Annotated in this window: 20 protein-coding genes; 11 read left to right on the top strand and 9 right to left on the bottom strand. The window is 70.4% G+C overall.

Annotated elements, in window-relative coordinates; all coding sequences use genetic code 11:
- Entirely contained in the window at positions 1 to 720 is a 720-nt protein-coding gene (locus DFR74_RS00905; protein ID WP_067509569.1) for a class I SAM-dependent DNA methyltransferase, read from the bottom strand.
- Positions 721 to 1035: 315 nt separating this feature from the next.
- Between DFR74_RS00905 and gap the strand changes: the two genes are divergently transcribed.
- The 3 genes from gap to tpiA are packed head-to-tail and all read left to right on the top strand — an operon-like array spanning position 1036 to position 4061.
- Positions 1036 to 2052 (top strand): type I glyceraldehyde-3-phosphate dehydrogenase, encoded by a 1017-nt coding sequence (gap, locus tag DFR74_RS00900; protein ID WP_113974904.1) that lies wholly within the window; start codon positions 1036 to 1038, stop codon positions 2050 to 2052.
- Between the two features lie 5 nt (positions 2053 to 2057).
- Positions 2058 to 3272 (top strand): phosphoglycerate kinase, encoded by a 1215-nt coding sequence (locus DFR74_RS36865; protein WP_067509552.1) that lies wholly within the window; start codon positions 2058 to 2060, stop codon positions 3270 to 3272.
- A gap of 3 nt (positions 3273 to 3275) precedes the next feature.
- Entirely contained in the window at positions 3276 to 4061 is a 786-nt protein-coding gene (gene tpiA, locus DFR74_RS36860) for a triose-phosphate isomerase (RefSeq protein WP_067509551.1), read from the top strand.
- A 67-nt stretch (positions 4062 to 4128) separates the two neighbouring features.
- Here the strand turns inward: tpiA and DFR74_RS00885 are convergent, their stop codons facing one another.
- Positions 4129 to 4926, bottom strand: coding sequence for an META domain-containing protein (locus DFR74_RS00885; RefSeq protein WP_067509549.1), 798 nt, complete (start codon positions 4924 to 4926; stop codon positions 4129 to 4131).
- 460 nt (positions 4927 to 5386) lie between these two features.
- Here DFR74_RS00885 and DFR74_RS00880 point away from each other — a divergent pair, with 460 nt between their 5' ends.
- A complete protein-coding gene (locus tag DFR74_RS00880; RefSeq protein WP_232331757.1) occupies positions 5387 to 5905 on the top strand; it encodes a hypothetical protein in 519 nt (172 codons plus the stop codon).
- A gap of 189 nt (positions 5906 to 6094) precedes the next feature.
- Entirely contained in the window at positions 6095 to 6370 is a 276-nt protein-coding gene (locus DFR74_RS00875; RefSeq protein ID WP_067509544.1) for a hypothetical protein, read from the top strand.
- Between the two features lie 127 nt (positions 6371 to 6497).
- On the opposite strand, the gene DFR74_RS35790 is transcribed toward DFR74_RS00875, so the two are convergent.
- The gene (locus tag DFR74_RS35790; protein WP_067509542.1) at positions 6498 to 8636 is read right to left on the bottom strand and encodes a protein kinase domain-containing protein; all 2139 of its coding nucleotides are present in this window, start codon (positions 8634 to 8636) and stop codon (positions 6498 to 6500) included.
- 521 nt (positions 8637 to 9157) lie between these two features.
- On the opposite strand from DFR74_RS35790, the gene DFR74_RS00865 reads away from it, so the two are divergent.
- The 3 genes from DFR74_RS00865 (at position 9158) to DFR74_RS00855 (ending at position 12135) form a co-directional block, all read left to right on the top strand.
- Positions 9158 to 10756 (top strand): MFS transporter, encoded by a 1599-nt coding sequence (locus DFR74_RS00865; protein ID WP_067509567.1) that lies wholly within the window; start codon positions 9158 to 9160, stop codon positions 10754 to 10756.
- Positions 10757 to 10825: 69 nt separating this feature from the next.
- The gene (gene secG / locus DFR74_RS00860; protein WP_067509540.1) at positions 10826 to 11059 is read left to right on the top strand and encodes a preprotein translocase subunit SecG; all 234 of its coding nucleotides are present in this window, start codon (positions 10826 to 10828) and stop codon (positions 11057 to 11059) included.
- Between the two features lie 101 nt (positions 11060 to 11160).
- The gene (locus tag DFR74_RS00855; RefSeq protein WP_067509538.1) at positions 11161 to 12135 is read left to right on the top strand and encodes a LysR family transcriptional regulator; all 975 of its coding nucleotides are present in this window, start codon (positions 11161 to 11163) and stop codon (positions 12133 to 12135) included.
- Here the strand turns inward: DFR74_RS00855 and DFR74_RS00850 are convergent.
- Genes DFR74_RS00850 through DFR74_RS00830 form a run of 5 tightly spaced genes read right to left on the bottom strand, consistent with a single transcriptional unit; the run spans position 12070 to position 17201 of the window.
- Positions 12070 to 12894 carry a carbohydrate ABC transporter permease gene (locus tag DFR74_RS00850; RefSeq protein ID WP_067509536.1) on the bottom strand — a complete coding sequence of 275 codons (825 nt, stop codon included), beginning with the start codon at positions 12892 to 12894 and terminating at the stop codon, positions 12070 to 12072. The genes DFR74_RS00855 and DFR74_RS00850 overlap by 66 nt on opposite strands.
- Positions 12884 to 13828: a carbohydrate ABC transporter permease gene (locus tag DFR74_RS00845; RefSeq protein ID WP_084537688.1), complete on the bottom strand. Its 945-nt coding sequence runs from the start codon at positions 13826 to 13828 to the stop codon at positions 12884 to 12886. Before DFR74_RS00845 ends, DFR74_RS00850 begins: the two co-directional genes overlap by 11 nt.
- Before the next feature lie 4 nt (positions 13829 to 13832).
- Positions 13833 to 14681, bottom strand: coding sequence for a metallophosphoesterase (locus tag DFR74_RS00840; protein WP_067509534.1), 849 nt, complete (start codon positions 14679 to 14681; stop codon positions 13833 to 13835).
- Entirely contained in the window at positions 14678 to 16051 is a 1374-nt protein-coding gene (locus DFR74_RS00835; protein ID WP_067509532.1) for an ABC transporter substrate-binding protein, read from the bottom strand. The genes DFR74_RS00840 and DFR74_RS00835 overlap by 4 nt, the downstream gene beginning before the upstream one ends.
- A 46-nt stretch (positions 16052 to 16097) precedes the next feature.
- Entirely contained in the window at positions 16098 to 17201 is a 1104-nt protein-coding gene (locus DFR74_RS00830; RefSeq protein ID WP_067509530.1) for an ABC transporter ATP-binding protein, read from the bottom strand.
- Between the two features lie 191 nt (positions 17202 to 17392).
- Here DFR74_RS00830 and DFR74_RS00825 point away from each other — a divergent pair, with 191 nt between their 5' ends.
- Positions 17393 to 18085, top strand: a complete 693-nt coding sequence (locus DFR74_RS00825) for a hypothetical protein (RefSeq protein ID WP_067509528.1) — start codon at positions 17393 to 17395, stop codon at positions 18083 to 18085.
- A 99-nt stretch (positions 18086 to 18184) separates the two neighbouring features.
- Positions 18185 to 19036, top strand: a complete 852-nt coding sequence (locus DFR74_RS00820) for a LysR family transcriptional regulator (protein WP_067509526.1) — start codon at positions 18185 to 18187, stop codon at positions 19034 to 19036.
- A gap of 1 nt (position 19037) precedes the next feature.
- Here DFR74_RS00820 and DFR74_RS00815 read toward each other — a convergent pair whose 3' ends face one another.
- Positions 19038 to 19886, bottom strand: coding sequence for an SDR family NAD(P)-dependent oxidoreductase (locus tag DFR74_RS00815; protein WP_067509524.1), 849 nt, complete (start codon positions 19884 to 19886; stop codon positions 19038 to 19040).
- Positions 19887 to 19939: 53 nt separating this feature from the next.
- Here DFR74_RS00815 and DFR74_RS00810 point away from each other — a divergent pair, with 53 nt between their 5' ends.
- Complete coding sequence (locus DFR74_RS00810; protein WP_067509522.1) at positions 19940 to 20926, top strand: alpha/beta fold hydrolase; 987 nt, start codon at positions 19940 to 19942, stop codon at positions 20924 to 20926.
- Positions 20927 to 20933 lie beyond the last annotated feature (7 nt).

The raw sequence follows: 20933 nt of genomic DNA, 5'->3' as shown, positions 1-20933 counted from the left end.
TCACGCTGCGCGCCAGACGTAAGCGGCGGAGACGGGGTGGCCGCGGAAGCGTTCCCACTTCGGTTTGGCCGTGATCCAGTGGTCGTCGACGAGGCTTTCGACCATGTCGGTGAGGGTCCAGCCGTTGGCCAGTCCCGCGCGGATCTGGTCGCCGACCGGATGCACGTGGGTGGTGATCGCGACGGATTCGCCCGAGTCGTCGGTGTAGTGCGTCGGCATGCCCGAGGCCATCGCGAAGTGCGGGTGATAGGACGCCAGCAGGAACGTCCCGCCCGGCCGGACCAGCCTGCGGGCCTCGGCGTAGAACGGTCCCAGATCGGGCAGGTGCTCGTCGATGAGCGAGGAGACCACCAGGTCGTAGACCCCGGTGGGCAGGCCGGTGTCGCGCACATCGCCTTCGGTGAGCGTGGTGTGCGCGCCCCGTTCGCTCGCCCGCGCCAGCATGCCGGGGCTCAGGTCGACGCCGTCGATCTCGCCGGTCACGCCCCGCGCGCGCAACCACGCGGCGGTACGTCCGGTTCCGCAGCCCAGGTCGGCCACGCGGCGGGCCGCGGCCGGGTGGGGTGGTGCGAGCGGGTCCGGCGGCAGGAGACGGTCGAGCACCGCGAGGTCCATCGCGTCCGGCACCGAGTCCTCGTAGGTGTCCGACCAGCTGTCGTAACCGGTGACCACGTCGACCGTGCGGTAGTGGCGGGTGTCGTAGGCGGCGAAGTCGGGCACCGGTCGAGTGTGGCCCGCGCGGCCATCGCTCGCCAATGATTTTGCGGCAGGCCACCGTTCGTGAAGGGCGGTTCGCCCGGATTCCGTCAATCGCCATTGGCGCCGGGCCGGTCGGTTCGCGCTGGGATTTCGCCGGGGCCGTCGCGGGCCTGCCCACGGACGGTTGCCCAGGTGGGCGGCGGTGGACCGCGCGGGCCGGTCGCGGTGGGCGCGGCGTCCGCACTATCCAGAGGTACGTGTCGGTGAGGTAGCGGCGAAGCATTAGTGTGAAGAAGGCATCGGAATGAATCCGCTTGAAAGCTGAGGAGCGATAACGTGACTGTCCGGGTAGGCATCAACGGCTTCGGTCGTATCGGACGTAACTTCTTCCGGGCGGTGGAGGCGCAGAAGGCGCTGGGCACCACCGACATCGAGATCGTCGCGGTCAACGACCTCACCGACATCAACACCCTGGCGACGCTGCTGAAGTACGACTCGATCCTGGGCCGGCTGCCCCAGGACGTGTCCGTGGACGGTGACACCATCGTGGTCGGCGACCAGCGGATCAAGGCGCTGGCCATCAAGGAGGGCCCGGCGGCCCTGCCGTGGGGCGACCTGGGCGTGGACGTCGTCGTCGAGTCCACCGGCATCTTCACCGACGCCGCCAAGGCCAAGGGCCACCTGGCCGCGGGCGCCAAGAAGGTCATCATCTCCGCGCCGGCCTCCGGCGAGGACATCACCATCGTGGTCGGCGTCAACGACGACAAGTACGACGGCAGCCAGAACATCATCTCCAACGCCTCGTGCACCACGAACTGCCTCGGCCCGCTGGCCAAGGTGCTCAACGACGAGTTCGGCATCGAGCGCGGCCTGATGACCACCATCCACGCGTACACCCAGGACCAGAACCTGCAGGACGCGCCGCACAAGGATCTGCGCCGCGCCCGCGCCGCCGCCCTGAACATCGTGCCCACCGGCACCGGCGCCGCCAAGGCCATCGGCCTGGTGCTGCCCGAACTGCAGGGCAAGCTGGACGGCTACGCGCTGCGCGTGCCGGTCCCCACGGGCTCGGTCACCGACCTCACCGCCACGCTGGCCAAGTCCGCCTCGATCGACGAGATCAACGCCGCGTTCAAGGCCGCCGCCGAGGGCCCGCTGCAGGGCATCCTGAAGTACAACGTCGACCCGATCGTCTCCAGCGACATCGTCACCGACCCGCACTCCTCGATCTACGACGCGCCGCTGACCAAGGTCATCGACAACCAGGTGAAGGTCGTGTCCTGGTACGACAACGAGTGGGGCTACTCCAACCGCCTCGCCGACCTCATCGGCATCGTCGGCAAGTCCCTCTGAGCCGCATGACCGTCAAGACACTCCAGGATCTGCTGGACGACGGAGTCGAGGGCCGGGGCGTGCTGGTGCGCTCCGACCTGAACGTCCCCCTCGACGACAACGGCGAGATCACCGACCCGGGGCGCATCATCGCGTCCGTGCCGACCATCAACGCGCTGGTGGAAGCCGGCGCGAAGGTGGTCGTCACCGCGCACCTGGGCCGCCCCAAGGGCGAGCCGGACCCGAAGTTCTCCCTCGCGCCGGTGGCGGCGAAGCTGGCCGAACTGCTCGGCCGCAACGTGCAGCTGGCCGGTGACGTGGTGGGCTACGACGCGCTCTCGCGCTCGGAGGGCCTCACCGACGGCGATGTGCTGCTGCTGGAGAACGTGCGTTTCGACGCGCGCGAGACCAGCAAGGACGACGCCGAGCGCGGCAAGCTGGCCGCCGCCCTGGTGGAGCTGGTGGGCGAGGACGGCGCGTTCGTCTCCGACGGCTTCGGTGTGGTGCACCGCAAGCAGGCGTCGGTGTACGACGTGGCGAAGCTGCTGCCGCACTACGCGGGCACGCTGGTCGCCGCCGAGGTCGACGTGCTGGCCAAGCTGACCGAGACGTCCGAGCGGCCGTACGCGGTGGTGCTCGGCGGGTCGAAGGTGTCCGACAAGCTGGCCGTCATCGAGGCGCTGGCCCCCAAGGTCGACACCCTGGTGATCGGCGGCGGCATGTGCTTCACCTTCCTCGCCGCGCAGGGCCTGTCCGTGGGCGCCTCGCTGCTCCAGGACGAGATGATCGAGACCTGCAAGGGTCTGCTCGAGCGCTATGCCGACGTCATTCACCTGCCCTACGACATCGTCGTCGCCGACAAGTTCGCGGCCGATGCCGAGTCGAAGGTGGTGCCCGCCAACGAGATTCCCGAGGGCTGGCTGGGCCTGGACATCGGTCCGGAGTCCGTGGACCGGTTCACGGCGCTGCTCACCGAGGCGAAGACGGTGTTCTGGAACGGCCCGATGGGCGTGTTCGAGTTCGAGAAGTTCGCCTCGGGCACCCGCGGGGTGGCCGAGGCCATCGTGACCGCCACCGGCAAGGGGGCGTTCACCGTGGTCGGCGGCGGCGACTCGGCCGCGGCCGTGCGCGCGCTCGGGCTGCCCGAGGACGGTTTCTCGCACATCTCCACCGGCGGCGGCGCGTCGCTGGAGTACCTGGAGGGCAAGGAACTGCCCGGTATCGCGGTGTTGGAGGACTGAACCATGGCACGCAAACCGCTCATCGCGGGCAACTGGAAGATGAACCTCAACCACCTCGAGGCCATCGCCCTGGTGCAGAAGATCGCGTTCGCGCTGCCGGAGAAGTACTTCGAGAAGGTGGACGTGGCGGTCATCCCGCCGTTCACCGACATCCGCAGCGTGCAGACCCTCATCGAGGGCGACAAGCTCCTGCTCACCTACGGTGCGCAGGACGTGTCCACCCACGACGCGGGCGCCTACACCGGTGAGATCAGCGGCGCCATGCTCGCCAAGCTGGGCTGCGCTTTCGTGGTGGTCGGCCACTCCGAGCGGCGGCAGTACCACGGCGAGGACGACGCCACCGTGCTGGCCAAGGCCAAGCAGGCGCTCGGGCACGGGATCACCCCGATCGTGTGCATCGGCGAAGGGCTCAACGTCCGCGAGGCCGGCACGCACGTCGAGTACAACCTCGAGCAGCTGCGCGGTTCGCTGAAAGGCCTGACGGCCGAGGAGATCTCGAAGGTCGTCATCGCCTACGAGCCTGTGTGGGCCATCGGCACCGGCAAGGTCGCCACCCCGGCCGACGCGCAGGAGGTGTGCGGCGCGATCCGCGCCGAGCTGGGCGAACTGGCCTCCCCGGAGGTCGCCCAGACCGTGCGGGTGCTCTACGGCGGTTCGGTGAACGCCAAGAACGTCGGCGAACTGGTCGGACAGGCCGATGTCGACGGCGCGCTCGTCGGTGGTGCGTCGCTCAAGGGTGACGAGTTCGCCACCCTGTCCGCGATCGCCGCGGGCGGACCGATGCTGTAGGTCTCGCGGAAGTCGCTGGGCCCGCCGGGGTTTCGATCCCGGCGGGCTTTTGCGTTCGGGGGTTCGGTTACTGCGCGGTGAGTGTCAGCCCGTGACCGTTGTCGTTGCGGAGGGTGAGCTGGTTCGCGTCGACGGTGGCGGTGGTGCGGCCGTCGAGGGCTCGCAGCACGGCGGTTTCGACCTCCATGACCTCCGGTGCGCACATCATCTTGGTGGTGCCCGCGCGGAAGGTGATCACGGTCGAGTCGGGGCCGGGCTCCACGGTGGCCGTGCCCATGACGCGGTTGCAGCCCGCCGTGCCGGTGAGGCCGCCGTCCTCGGCGATGGTGAGCGTGGGTTTCGCGTCGTCGAGCGCCTGGGAGCGGATGTGCGCGTCGGGGGTGCTGAGGCCCGTGACGACCCAGGTGGTGCCCTGGATGGGTCGGTCGGGGTCGGCGACCTTCTTGTCGAGCAGGGTGACGGTCTGGTCGGCGCTGGTCAGCGTGAGCGTGTCGCCGTCGAGCCGCCAGGTGGGGTTCGCACTCAGGAGGGTGTCCACCCACTGGTCGGCGCCCGCCGTATCGCCGGTACAGCCCATCAGGGTGCTGGCCAGCTGACCGACCCGCATCACATCGCCCTCGAACGTCACCGTGCCCGACGCGGTGTTGCATCCGGCATTGGCGCTGATCCGGTCGGTGCCGAACGTCAACGTCAGCGGTCCGCCACCGGGAATCGGCGCACCCTCCACCTCGGTGGACAGGAAGGTGCGGTCGTGCGGGGGCGTGGTGGCGGCGGGTTCACCCGTGTCGTCCCCACCACCCGAGCAGGCGGCGGCGCCGAACACGAGCAGCAACAGCGGGGCGAATCGGACGAGTGAACGTGGCATACCGGCGATGCTACCGACGCGCGGCGCCGGAGCTGACGAACGCGCAGGTCCGGGCGTGTGATGGGTTCGTCGTGCGGGGGTTCGGTGTGCCCGGTGGTTGCGGGTCGTGTGCCTTGGTTCGGCGGTTGGCGTGGTCGATCGATGGGATGCCGTTGCTGGGTATGGTGTTCCGTCGGCGATCTGAGCACTTGTCCGTCAGCCGGCGCACGGCGCGGGCGGCATCCCTACCGAGTTCGATTCGGGTCGGCGCCGTCTGGCCTGGGCGATGCCGCTGAGTCGCTCGCGGACTCGGCTGAGAGCGGGTTGATCGACCGGTGGCGATCCGGGCGCGGCGATATTAGGTGGCGTGGGGCGCGTAGTCGTGAGAGGTTGACGCGTGGAGTGCGGCGAGCAGCCGTGCGGGTCGAAGGGTGGGGCAGTGCGACTGTGGACGCTGCAATCTCCGAAAGTTGTTGCGGCTGTGGCGGAGAACGGGATCTACCGCGCGTCTTGGGATCGCGTGACGGTGAATTGGCGGCCCGCCTATCGGGCGATGGTCGCGGAGATGGAGCGCCGGAGCATCGCCTGCCACGGCGCACCGCCGGTGTGGTGCTGGCCGGGCCGGGCCTGGCGGCGGGGGCCGGTGCGCATGACAGCCGAGCTACTGCTCGGCGACCATGAATGGGCGCGCGGCGTGTGCCTGGTTCGCCTCTCCGTACCTCGCGCGCTCACCCTCACGACGTCGTACGCGGAGTGGAACGACTACCTCGGCGTCACGATGGCGTTGCTGGCGCAGGACGGCCGCACCGACGGCCCGGCCTTCGACGCGGCCGACGCCCCGATGGACTGGTCGGGCGCACCGACCCACGATCACGACGGCCACCAGATCGTCATCCCCGAGCTTCGGCGCGAATGGATCGTCGACTCCCGGCGGTATGCGCCGAGCCCGGACATCGCCGCCCGCATCGCCGCCGACCCCGCTCTGCGCGACTACGTATGAGGGGACGATGATGCGTTGACGTCGCCCGCACGTGCCATCCGAGTGCGGCGCGGACTGCGTCGAGTTGGGTGAGTTCGCTCGTGGCGTGCTGGGTGTCAGGACGAACGCTGGCGTTCTCGATACACGTAAGCCGAGCGGCAAGGCCTTTCGGGTGCTGGCGATCCCACTCGCGAAGAGCGGCTGGCCGCCGTGCGGCACCGTGAAAGGATTCGCGCCGCCGGTCGCGGCAAGGGCAGTCGCACGCCCGGCGCCTACCGGTTCGGCACCTTCCTGTTCGCGGCGCTGACGGTCGCGCACTTCGTCGCCAACGAGAGCTGGTTCGGCAAGATCGCGGGCGCGGTGATGTTCGCGGCGGGCGCCCTCGGCCGCGCGGTGGGATGGTCCTCGGCCGCCGAGAGGCTGCGGATTACGCAGCGCCGGCGGTCGACCCGGTCGAGCGGTCCTCGCCCCGCCGAACCGGTGTGACCCGCGCCGAGGTGGGTGCGAGCCGAGCTGGGTGCGCGTACTCGCCCTCGACGCGCCGACCTGGGTCGAGAACCACTCGTAGTCAGGAGGTTTCGAATCGGCCGGAAGCTGATCGGCCCGCGCCCGTTCAGCTGACGGTCGCCTGTTCGATGATCACCGGTGTGACCGGACGCCCGTCGTCGGGTCCGTTGGTGCCGTCGGTGCCCACCGCCGCGATCTTGTCCAGGGTGGACAGGCTCTCGTCGGACAGGGTGCCGAAGATGGTGTAGCTCGGGGGCAGCGCCGAATCGCCCCAGACGAGGAAGAACTGGCTGCCGTTGGTGCCGGGCCCGGCGTTGGCCATCGCGACCGTGCCGCGCGCGTAGGTGACCATGGCGGACGTGTCGCCCGCGTACTCGTCGATAGGGTACTCGTCGTCGAAGCTGTAACCGGGGCCGCCGGTTCCGATGCCACTGGGGTCGCCGCATTGCAGCACGCGCAGATTCTCGTTGGTGGTGATGCGGTGGCAGGAGGTGTCGTCGTAGTAGCCCTGTTCGACCAAGCTGACGAAATTGTTTACCGTGCACGGGGATTGGGCGGAGGCCAGAGTGAGTCGCAGCGGGCCTTGCGAGGTGTTCAGGTCCGCCGTGACCGTCGGACCCGCCGTGTACCGGCTTTCGGGTGGGCGCACCGGTTTCGCGGCGGGACTGTTCGAGGCGGGGTAAGAGCATTCCACCGCACCGGATTTCGGTGTTCCGGGGCGGGGTTCGTCACCGGAGACGGGGTTGGCGTTCGCGGTCGTGGGCGTGCTGGTGGTTCCGGCGGCCGGGGTGCCCGGATCCGACGAACGGGATACGGTATAGGCGACCGCCGCGACGACGGCGATCAGTACGATCGCCGCCGCGCCCACGGTGAGGGCGGTGACGGTCGAATTCCTTTTGGCAGGTGAGGAATTCGGAGGGCTGACGGGTTGCCCGTAGGCGTTCCAGTCGGCGCCGGGCGCGCCAGGGAATCCGCTCTGCGGGCCCGGGAATCCGGGTTGCGAGCCGGGGAGTCGTGGGTGCCTGCCGGGGGAGTCCGGTTGTGCGCTGGGGAGTCCGGGTTGGGAGCCGAGGCGTCCGGGGTGCGCGCCAGCGGATTCGGGTCGTGAGTCCGCGGATTCGGGGTGCGAGTCATGGGAGTCGTAATGGGGCGCACCGGAATCGGCGGCTCGCCCGCCGGACACGGTCGGCGGGGCGCCCGAGAAACCCCAGTCGGGTCCGGACCGCTGGAACTCCGGCGGCGTCGAAGTCGATTCCGCACCGGGACCTTTCCCGAGCGACAGCGGGGTGTCTTGCGCCGGAACGCTTTCCGAGCCTGCCGCAGCGGATCCCGACACCGGTCCGCCGAACCCGGACGCCGCACCCGCCGGAAAGTAGCCCAGCGCGGTGGGCGGCGCGTGCCCCACCTGGGGCGCACCGGCGAGCGCGTCCCTGGCCGCGTCGGCGAACTCCGCGCAGGTGGTGAAGCGGTCCCCGGGCTCTTTCGCCAGCGCCCGGGCCAGCACGGCGTCCAGCGCGGGCGGTAGGTCGGGGCGACGACTACTCAGCGGCGGGGGCTGGTGGTGCAGGTGCCCGGCGATGACGGCTGTCGCGCTGTCGGCGTCGAACGGCGGCGCGCCGGTGAGGAGGGTGTAGAGCGTGCAGGCGAGCGAGTACTGGTCGGACTTGGCGTCCAGCGGCAGCGCCGAAAGCTGTTCCGGCGAGGCGTAGGTGAGCGTGGCGTGGAAGGTTCCGGTGCGGGTGAGGTTTTTGGTGTCGTCGCGCAGGCGGGCGATCCCGAAGTCGGTGAGCAGGATTCGTTCCCCGTGGCCCGGTTCGGGGCGCGCCATCAGGATGTTGCCCGGTTTCACGTCGCGGTGCAGGACGCCCACGGCGTGCGCGTAGTCCAGCGCCCGCGCCGTCTCGGTGACGACGAGGACCGACTGCTGCGGGGTGAGGCTGAGCGGCGGGATCTGCGACAGGTCGACACCGTCCACGTACCGCATCGCGATCCACAGCCGATCGTCCTCGACGCCCCGGTCGTACACGGCGACGATGTTCGGGTGATCGAGCCGCGCGACCACCTCGCCTTCCCGCTCGAACCGCGCGCGTTCCTCCGAATCCGCCCCCATCCCCGCCGCGAGCACCTTCAACGCTACGAGACGCGGCAGTCGCGGATGCCGCGCCAGATACACCACGCCCATCCCGCCCTGGCCGAGCACCCGCTCCACCTGGAATCCGGCGAACACCCCACCGGGCCGCACCATGAATCAACCTCCCCGACTGCCGAGACCCCGAACCATACAGCGGAAACACGATCCGGCCCGAGCAAGGCCCAGCCGCACTCACTCCCCACCGCTAGGGTCGGTCGGATAGCACCTGCACGCATCGGCCCCAGCACGACGGCTGTGGACGTGCTCGCCACGCGGAATCACCTCGCTCGCCGGTCGCCCAGCGGCTCGGTCGTTGGTTGCGTGTCCGACGATGATCGGGCGTCCGTTGTCGGTTCCCCTGATGCGGTCGGAACCGGCCCCCGCCCTTTCATCGAGCGCGGAGAGGTTCGGCTCGCGACCGTGCCGAAACGGTGAAGTACGGGGGAATTCGGAGTCGCCGCATACGAAGAAGAATCGGTCGTCGTCGCCCGTCGTGGCGGCGTGGCGCGGAGAGCGGATCGACGGATCGGCTATCTCGGATGACGGCCACGCGAATCCTGCGGCTTCCCCGCAGTGCGGGAAACCGGTTCGTTGCTGGGCGCGACTAGAGCGCGGGTCGAACTATGCTCGACCGAATGACCACCGCCGACGCGACGACTCCGCTGTCCACGTGGGCCCCCTTGCGGTCGCCGATCTATCGGGCGCTGTGGGTGGCGCAGCTCGTCTCGAATCTCGGGACGTGGATGCAGACGGTGGGTGCGCAGTGGTTGCTGGTGGACGAGCCGAACGCGGCGACGCTGGTGTCGCTGGTGCAGACGGCGATCACGTTGCCGGTGATGTTGCTGTCGATCCCGTCGGGTGTGCTGGCGGATCTGGTGGACCGGCGGCGGCTGCTGCTCGGCGCGCAGGCGACCATGGCGGTGATAGCGGCGGTGCTGGCGGTTTCGACCGCGCTCGGCAACACGACGCCCGCCGTGCTGCTGACCCTGCTGTTCTTGCTCGGCTGCGGGCAGGCGCTCACCGCGCCCGCGTGGCAGGCGGTCCAGCCGGAACTCGTTCCGCGCGAACAGATCCCGTCGGCGGCGGCGCTGGGCAGCATGAACATCAATATCGGGCGCGCAGTGGGTCCGGCGGTGGCGGGCGTGCTGGTCTCGCTGTCCGGGCCGACGCTGGTCTTCGCGCTGAACGCGCTGTCCTTCGGCGGGATCGTCGCGGTTCTGGCGTTCTGGCGGCGCCCCGTGAACGGCAGCACCCTGCCGTCGGAACGCCCGCTGGCCGCCCTGCAAGCGGGCACCCGGTTCATCCGCGCGGCACCGGCGATCCGGCGCGTCCTGCTCCGCTCGATTCTGTTCATCGCCCCCGCGAGCGCGCTGTGGGCGTTGCTGCCGGTGATCGCCCGCGATTCGCTCGACATGTCCGCCTCCGGTTACGGCCTGCTGCTCGGCGCGCTGGGCCTCGGCGCGGTGCTGGGCGCGGTGAGCCTGACCCGCATCCGCACCCTGCTCACCCCCACCCAGCGGCTCACCGTGGCGGCGGTGCTGTTCGGGCTGGGATCGGCGGGCGCGGCACTGGTGCCGAACGCGGCGGTGGTGCTGATCCTGCTGCTCGGCGCCGGCCTGGCCTGGCTGCTGGCCATGTCGACCATGAACGCGACCATGCAATTGCTGTTGCCCGCGTGGGTGCGGGCGCGCGGCCTGTCGGTGTACATGCTGGTGTTCATGGGCGGCCAGGCCATCGGGTCGCTGGTGTGGGGCCTGGTCGCGGGCGCGATCGGCGCGGTCGGTGCGCTGCTCATCGCGGCGGCGCTGCTGGCGGCGAGCGCGCTGAGCAGCGTGTGGTTGCCGATCCGCGACGACGCCGAGATCCTCGACCTCACGCCCTCCGCGTTCTGGCCGGAACCGCAGTTGGTCGAGGAACCCGCGCCCGACGACGGTCCCGTCCTCGTGCTGCGCGACTACGATGTCCCGGCCGACCGGGTGGAGGAGTTCCTGGCCGCGATGGTGTTCGTCGGCCGCTCCCGCCAGCGCACCGGCGCGATGGAATGGCGGCTCTACCGTGACGTGGGCGTGGTCGACCGCTACGTGGAGGCGTTCGTGGTGCGCTCCTGGGCCGAGCACATGCAGCAACATCAGGTGCGGCTCACAGCCCAGGATCAGCTGCGCGAACGCGCGGTCGTGGAGTTCTCGGCGGGGGAGGACCGGATCACCCACCTGGTCGCCGTGCAGCGGCTGTGAACGCCTGTTCGCCCAGGGCGTGCGCCCCCGTTTCGCCGGATGCGCGACCCACCCCATAGACTTGCCCGCATGCGGATGTTCCTGGATATCCTCCTGATCATCACCAGCGTGCTGCTGGTGCTGCTGGTGCTGCTGCACCGCGCCAAGGGCGGAGGTCTGTCCAGCCTGTTCGGTGGCGGTGTGCAGTCGAGCCTGTCCGGCTCCACCGTGGCGGAGAAGAACCTGGACCGCGTCACCATCTTCGTCGGCGTCATCTGGCTGATCGCCATCCTCGGCATCGGACTCGAGATCAAGTTCTCCTGAGCGGCCACGGCCCGGCCACCCGGGCTGTCGCCGATGTTCGCTCGCGATTCATTCCCGGTTACTCGACACCGCTACGGTGACGGGCACGGGAAGGAGTCGGCATGGAGCTGCGGCATCTCGTTTCGTTTCTCGCCCTGGCCGAGGAGTTGCATTTCGGCCGCGCCGCCGGGCGCCTGCACCTCACCCAGCCCAGCCTGAGCGCCCAGTTGCAGAAACTGGAGCGGTCTCTCGGCGTCCAGCTGGTGGTCCGCAACTCCCACGAGGTGCGGCTCACCGCCGCCGGGCGGGAGTTCGAGGGCCAGGCCCGCGCCATCGTCGCCCAGCTCGACCGCGCCGCGGCCGTCACGAAGCTCGCGGCGGCGGGGCACTCCGGCAGCCTGAGCGTCGGCTACAACCTGCCCGCGAGCAAGCACGTGCTCCCGGACGTGCTCGCCCACCTGGCGCGCGAGCATCCGCACATCACCGTGTCGCTGTGGGAGAAGCGGACCGGTCCGCAGCTGGCGGCACTCGCCGACGGCACCCTCGACCTCGCCCTGGTCTACGGGCACCCCAGCACCGCCGCGTTCCGCTACCGCCCGCTGCTGCGCCGCATCCCGCTGGTCGCGGTGGTGGGCCGGACGCATCGCTGGGCCGGGCGCACCGGGGTGCGGTTCGCCGAACTGGCCGAGCAGCGGTGCGTGCTGTTCGCCCGCGACCAGTGCCCGGCCATGTACGACTCGATCTTCCGCGCGGCCGCCGACAACCGCATCGGCCTCGACGTCGCCCAGACCGCCGACGATCCCGGCGCGACCGCGCACATGGTGTCGGTGCGCCCGTTCGTCGGCTTCGCCTCCCTGCCCCGCGCCCGGTCGATGAATATGGGCGCGCCCGACAGCGGGGCGGTGGCGGTCAAACTGCTCGACCCCGTGCCGACGCTGGACCTGTTCGCCGTGTGGCGCGCCGAGGAGCACAATCCGGCGGTCGAGCTGTTCCTCGACGCGATCACCGCCACCCGCGTCGACGCGGCGCCGTCACTTCAACCCCGAGCGCACGAACGCGTGGACGATCTGGCGCTGGAGCACCAGATACAGCAGTAGCACCGGCAGGCACGCCAGCCCGGCCACCGCCATCATCGGCCCCCAGTCGTCGCCCTCGGTGCCCATGAAGCTGCGCAAGCCGAGTTGCAGCACGCCGTTGGACCGGCGCAGCACCACGGCGGGCCAGAAGTACTCGTTCCACGCGTTCACGAACAGCAGGATGCTCAGTGCCGCGAGCGCGGGCCGCAGGTTGGGCACCACCACGGTCCACAGGATCGACCACGACGAGCGGCCGTCGAGGCGCGCGGCGTCGATCAGCTCGCGGGGGAACGCGGCCATGTGCTGGCGCAACAGCAGCACCGCCAGTGCGGAGCACACCGTCGGCAGGATCACGCCCAGCAAGGTGTCGATGAGCCCGAACTGGTTGAGCAGCACGTAGTTCGGCAGCATCGTCACCTGGAACGGCACCAGCCACGCGCCCACGAACGCCAGGAACAGCACCCGCCGCAGCGGGAAGGTGTAGACGGCGAACGCGTAGGCCGCGAGCAGCGCGACCAGCAGTTGCGCCGCCGCCGAGACCGACGCCACGACGGTGGTGTTCACGAAAAGCTGTGCCAGATCGACCTTCCGAGCCGCGTCGGCGAAGTTCGCCACCGAGAGCGGCCAGGGCACCGGCGACAGCGACATCACGTCTTCGGGCCGCCGCAACGCCGTCGCGAACAACCAGTACACGGGAAACACGCAGATCAGCGCGATGATCCCGAGGACCAGGTGGCTGCCGAACCGCGCCGCGAACGCGCCGATTCGCTCAATCGTCATGGAACGACACCTTTTCCGAGAGCCGGACGAGCACCCCGGCGATCACGGCGAATCCGCCGAAGAGCAGAACACCCGCCGCCGCGCCGAGCCCGGCGTCGAAGCTGTGGAAGGCATAGTCCCACAACAGGTAGTAGACGTTCGTGGTCGCCTGCGCGGGGCCGCCCTGGGTCATCGCATCGATGAGCGGGAAGGTGAGCGTCGGGGTGAGCAGCACGGTGGTGAGCACCAGGAACAGCAGCGTGGGGGTGAGCAGCGGCAGCGTGATCCAGCGCCGGATCTGTCCGGAACTCGCCCCGTCGACGCGGGCGGCCTCGTCGTAATCCGGGTTGATCCCGGCCAATCCGGCCGCGACGACGAGCGTGGCGAAGCCCAGCAGTTGCCACCCGGTGATCGCGATGATGACCGGGTGCGCGGTGGTGGCGTCGTACACCCAGTTGCGCCCGGAGCCCAGCAGCCGGTCGACAGCGCCGCCGCCGGGATGCAGCAGCCACCGCCACACGGCCGCCGCGGCGACCGGCGCGACGAGGAACGGCGTGAAGATCAGCGCCTGATAGACGGTTCGGGCGCGGGCACCGACGCGCCGCCCGAGCAGCGCGAGCGCGAGGGGGAGCAGCACGGTGAACGGCAGCAGCCCGCCGATCAGGACGGCCGTGCGAACCAGCGAGTCGCGGAACGACGGAAGCTCCAGCAGCCGACGGTAATTCGCCGTGCCGACGGGTTCGGCGGGTGAGGTGGGCAGCAGGTTCCACGAATACATCGACAGCTCGACCGCCTGCACCAGCGGCCGGTAGGTCCACACCACCAGGAAGGCGAGCGCGGGCAGCAGGTAGAGGTAGGGCACGGCCGCCCGGCCCGCGCGCCGCAGCCGAGGCCGCGACGCCGGTGTGGCGCTCGGTGAATCCGGCTGCGCCGGTGGTGCTTCGAGGACGAACACCGGCTCACTCCCGCCCGGAACCGAGCGCGGCGAGTTGGTCGAGAACGACGCGCTCGTCGCGGTCGTAGACGGCGCGGGCGGGCGTGGCGTCGACCGCCGTCACCACCGCGGCCTCTTCCGTCACGTCGATGCGGCTGAAACCGCTCGCCGCGAAACCCCGGTGCCGTCCGGCGGGCGCGAAGGTGTCGATGCCGTAGGACAGCGCCGGACCGACCCACACGGGAACACCGGCCAGCGCTCCGGTGGCGGTGGCGTGGTTGTGCCCGCACACGATCAGCCGCACATCCGAGCCCGCGAGCACCCCGCCGAGGCCCTCGGGATCGCGCAGGCGCAGCAGGTCGGGCCCGGTGATCGGCGAGGGGATCGGCGGGTGGTGCAGCACCAGCAGCGTGCCGCGCGGTGCCGGGACGCGCAGTTCGGCGGCGAGCCGCGCGAGCTGTCCGGGGAGCAACCGCCCGTGGTGCAGGCCGGGAATCGTGCTGTCCAGCACGATGATCCGCAGGCCGCGGACCTCCGCCACGCTGTCGATCGGGGAGTCGGTGTGGGTTTCGCGGTCCAGCAGTTCCGCCGCGAACGCGACCCGCTCGTCGTGATTTCCCATGGCGTAGAGGACCTTCGCGCCGAGTTCGGCGGCGGCGGGCTCGATCAGCGCGCGCAGCCGCCGATACGCCTCGGGTGCGCCGTCGTCGGCCAGATCGCCCGAGAGCACCAGCGCGTCCACGGGTCTGCGGGCGGCCACCAGGCGGTGCAGGACGCGCCGCAGGGTGGCGTGGGTGTCGACCGCGCCGTGCACCAGTTCGCCCTCGCGGCGCAGGTGCGTGTCGGTGAGCTGGACGACCGTGACGGCGTTCATGCGGCCGGCAGCAGTGTCGCGCCCCGCACCTGGGCGGCGGTCAGCGTGGACTTCGGATCGGCGCCCTGGAAGACGACCGCTTCGACGGCCTCCATCATGCCGTCCCGGATCTGGAGATAGTTGTTGCCCGGCATGGAGATCCACGGCTCCATGGTCGCCAGCTGCGCGACATTCGGGGCCAGCAGCGGGTTGCGCGCCGCCCAGTCCCGCAGTCCCTCGGGGTCGTCGAGCAACCCGGTGCGCAGCGGCAGGTACCCGATGCCCTGCGAGATCCGCACGTACGCCCGCTCACTGGTGAGGAACGTGATCAGTTCCCACGCCGCGCGTTGCTTGGCCGCGTCCTCCGCCAGGACATACAGCGACGCACCGGAATTGGTGGGCACCGTCGGCTTGCCGCCGAAGCTCGGCATCGGCGCGGACCGCAGATCCCAGCGGTCCTTCGCCCCGGTGACGAATTGACCCTGGACGGCGCTGGTTTCGAGGATCATGCCGATCTCACCGCGCCCGAACGCCTCGTAGCCCTGCTTCTGGTTGAGCGCGGGCATCGCGCCGGAACGCACGAGATCCTGTGCCATGGCGGCGACTTCGACGGCGGCGTCGTCGGCGTAGGTGAGGGTGGTGCGGTCCTCGGAGATCACGCGTCCGCCGTTGGAGCGCACCAGCGACTGGAAGCACCAATCCTTGGCCGCCTTGGTGAGGCAGTCGATGTAGACGCCGTCCTTGCCGGTGCCCGCGGCGATCGCTGCGGCCGCGTCGGCCACCTCCTGCCAGGTCGCGGGCGGGCGGGACGGATCGAGGCCGGCCTCGGCGAACAGCGTGGCGTTGTAGTACAGCACCGGCGTCGAGAACACGAACGGCACACCGTAGGTCTTGCCGTCCCAATCCGCCAGCGTGCGGGCGGTGTCGGCGTAGGGGTGGCGTGCGCCGTCGAAGTTGCGCTGCACGGCCTCGGTGCCGAACAGCGTGTCCAAGGGCTTGGCGCGCAACTGGTTCACGGTGAAGTCGAGATCGCTGAACCCGAGCTGCGCGACGTCGGGCGGTGCGCCCGCGACGATCTGGCTCTGGATGCTGGAGATGGTGTCGGTGGCCGGATTGGGGCTGTTGCCCTGCGGTTTCCGCGGCGTCACCGTGATATTCGGGTGCGCGGCGTGGAATTCGTCGATCAGGGCGTCGAAGGTGTCGGTCCACGCGCCGGCCATGCCGTAGTTGTAGGACTCGAAGACGATCGAAACCTGCTGGTCCGGTGCGAGTTCGGGGATCGGGGCCGTCGCGTCGGCGGATTCGCCCGCGGTGGCGCCGAATCCGCCGCAGGCGCCCACCAGCAGCGCGGTCGCCAGGGCCAGGCCCGCGAGGGAGGCTGGACGTTTCACGGGAAGGTATCTCCTCGGTGTCGGAAAAACTTGGGGCAGTGAAGGTTCAGGCCACGGACAGGGCCGGGGATTCGGTGTCGATCCACTCCAGGCGCAGCCCGGATCCGGGATCGAACAGGTGCAGGTCGGCGGGCTCGGCGTCGAGCTGGACGAGGTCGCCCGCGCGCGGGCCCGCGGGACGCGGTGCGCGTGCGCAGATCCGGCGTCCGCCGCCGAGATCCACGTGCAGCAGTTCCTCGCTGCCGAGGTTCTCCACCAGCGTCACCCGTCCGCGCAACGCGCCCGCCGCGACCAGGCGCAGCCGCTCGGGGCGCACGCCCACGGTGACGGTTCTCGCCCGCTGCGCGCCCGTGATGCCGAGGGCGGCGTCGAATCCGTCCGCGACAGCGCGCAGTTCACCGTCGCGTTCCACGACAGTGGCGGCCAGCAGGTTCATCGGTGGCGCGCCGAGGAAACCGGCCACGAAAGTGGATCGCGGACGGTCGTACAGCTCGGTGGGCGAACCGATCTGGGCGAGGCGCCCGGCGTCGAGCAGGGCGATGCGGTTCGCCATCGTCATGGCCTCCACCTGGTCGTGCGTGACGTAGAGGAAGGTCGCGCCGAGGCGGTCGTGCAGGTCGATGAGACCGGCGCGCGTCGCGCCCCGCAGCTTCGCGTCCAGGTTCGACAGCGGCTCGTCCATGAGGAACGCGCCGGGTTCGCGCACCATGGCGCGCGCCAGCGCCACGCGCTGCCGCTGGCCGCCTGACAGCTGCGCGGGCCTGCGGCGCAGCAGCGGGGTGAGGTCGAGCGCATCGGCCGCACGGGCGACGCGGTCGGCGATCTCCGCGCGGGAGTGGCGCCGGGCGCGCAACGGGAAGGCGATATTGCGTTCGACCGTCAGGTGCGGGTAGAGGGCGTAGCTCTGGAACACCATGGCGAGGTCGCGGCGCTGCGGCGCGGTCTCGGTGATGTCGTTGTCGTCCAGGAGAACTCGGCCCGAGGTGGGCGTCTCCAGTCCGGCGACCAGCCGCAGCAGTGTCGATTTGCCGCAGCCGCTCGGGCCCAGCAGCACCAGGAACTCGCCGTCGGCGACGTCGAGCGACACCCCCGACACCACCTCGGCCTCGCCGTATCGCTTCGACACCGCGTCGATCCGCAGCCGCGCCATCCGCGTCCTCCTCGCTTGTTCGTCGAGTCGAGTTTCGGGGAGCGACGGGTAATCGCGGCGTGGCGATAGGCGTTGTCGATCGTGCGACAGACAAAGGCCGTGCCGACGCGCCGACCGCGGAGATCTTCGCGACGGTCTTCTCGCCGAGGCCGGTGGATCCGCACCGGCCGGTAGGGATGAGGAGTACCGAAATGAGAAGAAGTCTGGCCGCGACCTGCGCACTGCTGGTCACAGCGCTCGGCGTGGGAGCGGGCGCGGCGGGCGCCGCGCCGGAGCCCGAGGGCGTCGCGTTCACCGCGTCGGCCGCGGAGGGTGCGACCGTGATCACCACCGATGCAGGCTCGCTGATCGTCGAGGACGGCACGTTCAAAGTCCTCGCGGACGACGGGACTGTGCTGGCGGGCGCCGAATTGTCCTTCCGCGTAGACGACTTCGTATTTCCGATCGCCGCGGACATCAGCGGGCGGACCGCGACCCTGACGCCGGAGTTCGGCGTGGCGCACGCGCGGTACCACCCGGTGGCTCTGCCGTACGAGGACCAGGCGCCGTGGAAGTCGGAATACGAACGTGAGCAGGCCGCGTGGAGTCGCCTGACGTCCACCATCTCCATGGGGGCGGCGGTCGGCACACTCGTCGGCGGGCTCGGGGGCGCCGCCGTGGGATGCGTGCTCGGCGGCATCGTCGGCGCTACCGTCGCCTCGGCCACTATCGTCGGCCTGTTCGGGCCGTTCATTCCCGCGGCTGCTGTCGGCTGCCTGGGGGGCGTTCTCGCCGTAGGCGCTCTGGGCACCGTCGCGGGGCAGATTCTGGTCACCGCGCCCGTCGCGATCATGGCAGCCGCCCAGTATTTCACCACGATCAACAGTCCGTTCCCACGGAAGTGAGCGCATTCGCGCGGTAACGGCTGCCCGGAGGGGGCGGCTGGGCAGCCCGGCCACCCCCTCCAGGAAATGCCTCTTGCGCACCATGTATACGCTGAATGCATGGATATCGAGCTGCGGCATCTGCGCGCGTTCCTCGTGCTGTGCGAGGAGGCGAACTACACGAGGGCCGCCGCTCGCCTGCACATGAGCCAGCCCGCGCTCACCAGGACCGTCCAGCAGCTCGAACGGCTCGTGGAATGCCGTCTGGTCGAACGCACTTCGCGCCGCTTCGGCCTCACCGACGAAGGGGCCACGCTGCTCGAGCACGCCCGGCGCATCGTCGCCGACATCGATGCGGTGCGCGCCGAACTGCTGCGCCGCTCGGCGGTGGAGATCGGTTTCGCCTGGCTGCTGCCCGACGCCTGGTTCGCGGCGGTGCGCGAACGGTACGAGGCGCGCGGCGGGCGGCTGCGCCCGCGCCGGGTGGAGGACCCGATCGCCGCGCTGGACGCCCGCACCATCGATATCGCGGTGTACCGCAGGCATATTCGGTTGCCGAGCCGGTTCGCCTCGCGGGTGATCGCGACCGAACGCCGGGTGCTCGCGGTCTCGGCGTCTTCCGCGCTGGCGACCGGCGAACCCCGCACGTGGGCCGGTCTGGCCCACTGGCCGCTGGTGGTCAACACGGTCTCCGGCACCACCGACGCCGCGTCCTGGCCCGAGTCCGACCCCGTGCGCGAGGTCGTCACCTGCACCAACTTCGACGAATGGCTGGAGCTGGTCGCCGCCGGGCGCGGCATCGGCGTGGTGCCCGAACTCGCCCGCGTCCGCGCGCCGCATCCGGGCGTCGTCTACCGCGAGATTCCCGACGCGCCGCCGTCGCGCGTCCTGCTCGCCTGGCGCGCGAAACCCGAACCGCCCCGGCCGGTCCGGGATTTCCTCGGCGTGGTCGACGCCGTCTGCGCCGGATAGCTCAGCCGGAGCGCGGGATTCGCCCGTCCACGTCGGTGAATCCGTAGGTGTCGGCGAGATCGGCGACGCGCCAAGCCTTTCCGGTGCGGGATAGTCGATCCGGGTCGGCCGCCAACGCGGCGACCGCGCGCCCCGGGAAGTGCGGGGACTCGGCGGCGGCCAGATCGAAGGTGCCCTCGCCGGGCAGTGTGACCAGTCGGCGTCCCTGCGCGTCGGCCGGAACCATTTGCAGCAGTTCGGTGTTCACGATGCCGGGCCACAGGGAGACGGCGGTGACGCCGGTGCCGGTGAGGTCGTGGGCGAGGTCGGCCGTGAGCCGGTCCAGCGCGGTCTTGGCGACGCCGTAGACGGCGTTGTGCATATAGCGCTGCGAACCGGGGGAGGAGATGTTCACCAGCAGCCCGCGCGAGGCGATCAGCAGTGGCGCGGCGAAACACGCTGCCGCGTAATGGGATCGGACGCCCACGTCGAAGGTCTCGTCCCACGCCGAGGGCGGCACCTCCCAGAACGGCTTGCCGAGCCAGCGCGCGGCGGCGGGGGAGTTGTAGACGTTGTTCACCAGTACGTCGAGGCGGCCGCGCTCCTCGCGCACGCGCTCGAACAGGCGTTGGACCGCGTCGTCGTCGCGGTGGTCGCAGACGAACGGCACCCCGGTGCCGCCCAGCGCGTCGATCTCCTCCGCCGTCGCGTGCACCGTGCCCGGCAGCCGTCCGGCGGCGGCGGACCGGCCGGTGACGTACACCGTGGCGCCCGCCGCGCCCAGTTCCAGCGCGATGCCCTTGCCGATGCCGCGGCTCGCGCCGGTGACGACCGCGACCCGGCCGTGCAGATTCCCAGGTATTCCGCTCACAACTCCGGGACACTACCGTGAATGTAGAACAGGTTCTAGATTTGGAGGCACCGGTGGAACTGACGCATCGGATCGTGGAGACCAACGGCATCCGGCTGCACGTGGCGGAGCAGGGCACGGGGCATCCGGTGGTTTTCTGCCACGGGTTCCCGCACACCTGGTTCATGTGGCACCGCCAACTCGCCGCCGTCGCGGCCGCCGGGTACCGCGCGCTGGCCCCCGATCTGCGCGGATATGGTCGCACCGAATGCCCCGACGACGTGTCGGCGTTCACCAACGCCGCCGTCATCGGTGACCTGCTCGGCCTGCTGGACGACCTGGGGGAGCCGCGCGCGGTGTTCGTGGGGCTGGATTTCGGCGCGGCCCTGGTGTGGGAGCTGGCGCTGCGCGCGCCCGAGCGGGTCGCGGGCCTGATCGTGCTGAACAACCCGTACGCGCCGCGCCCGCCCCGCGCGCCGTCGCAGTTGTGGGCGAAGGCGGCGCAGCGCCACTTCCTGCACCTCGACTATTTCCAGCGTCCGGGCGTGGCGGATGCGGAGCTCGGTGCGCGGCCTCGGGAGTTCCTCGCCCGGGTCTACCATTCGCTGAGCGCCGACTACCACTACCTCGATACCTGGCGGTTTCCCGCCGAGGGCACCGGCTACCTCGACGTGCTGCCGGACGCGCCCGCGCTACCGTGGCGCTGGCTCTCGGAGTCCGAATTCGACACGCTGGCCACCGAATTCGAACGCACCGGCTTCACCGGCGGCCTGAACTGGTATCGCAACCTGGACCGCAACTGGGAACTCACCGCCGACTTCGCCGACGCGAAGATCACCGTCCCCACCTACTTCCTCTACGGCGACCGCGACCCCGACATGGAAGGCTTCAGCGGCCGCGACCCCCTCGGCACCCTCCGCGCCCACGTCCCCGGCCTGCGCGCGGTCACCAAGATCGCCGACGCGGGCCACCTCGTCCAACTGGAACGCACCGACGAGGTGAACCACCTCCTCCGCACCCACCTCGCCGACCTCGTCCCGGTCGCCGACCGGACCGCCTGACGGCGGG

This window comes from Nocardia puris (assembly GCF_003315035.1).
Taxonomy (GTDB): domain Bacteria; phylum Actinomycetota; class Actinomycetes; order Mycobacteriales; family Mycobacteriaceae; genus Nocardia; species Nocardia puris.
This window is presented reverse-complemented; position numbering and strand designations above follow the sequence as displayed.

Coding starts and splice junctions, on each gene's coding strand:
- DFR74_RS00850 (WP_067509536.1), bottom strand. CDS start 12,894: ATGACGATTGAGCGAATCGGCGCGTTCGCGGCGCGGTTCGGCAGCCAC.
- DFR74_RS00865 (WP_067509567.1), top strand. CDS start 9,158: ATGACCACCGCCGACGCGACGACTCCGCTGTCCACGTGGGCCCCCTTG.
- tpiA (WP_067509551.1), top strand. CDS start 3,276: ATGGCACGCAAACCGCTCATCGCGGGCAACTGGAAGATGAACCTCAAC.
- DFR74_RS00830 (WP_067509530.1), bottom strand. CDS start 17,201: ATGGCGCGGCTGCGGATCGACGCGGTGTCGAAGCGATACGGCGAGGCC.
- DFR74_RS35790 (WP_067509542.1), bottom strand. CDS start 8,636: ATGGTGCGGCCCGGTGGGGTGTTCGCCGGATTCCAGGTGGAGCGGGTG.
- DFR74_RS00855 (WP_067509538.1), top strand. CDS start 11,161: ATGGAGCTGCGGCATCTCGTTTCGTTTCTCGCCCTGGCCGAGGAGTTG.
- DFR74_RS00885 (WP_067509549.1), bottom strand. CDS start 4,926: ATGCCACGTTCACTCGTCCGATTCGCCCCGCTGTTGCTGCTCGTGTTC.
- DFR74_RS36865 (WP_067509552.1), top strand. CDS start 2,058: ATGACCGTCAAGACACTCCAGGATCTGCTGGACGACGGAGTCGAGGGC.
- DFR74_RS00820 (WP_067509526.1), top strand. CDS start 18,185: ATGGATATCGAGCTGCGGCATCTGCGCGCGTTCCTCGTGCTGTGCGAG.
- DFR74_RS00825 (WP_067509528.1), top strand. CDS start 17,393: ATGAGAAGAAGTCTGGCCGCGACCTGCGCACTGCTGGTCACAGCGCTC.
- secG (WP_067509540.1), top strand. CDS start 10,826: ATGCGGATGTTCCTGGATATCCTCCTGATCATCACCAGCGTGCTGCTG.
- DFR74_RS00840 (WP_067509534.1), bottom strand. CDS start 14,681: ATGAACGCCGTCACGGTCGTCCAGCTCACCGACACGCACCTGCGCCGC.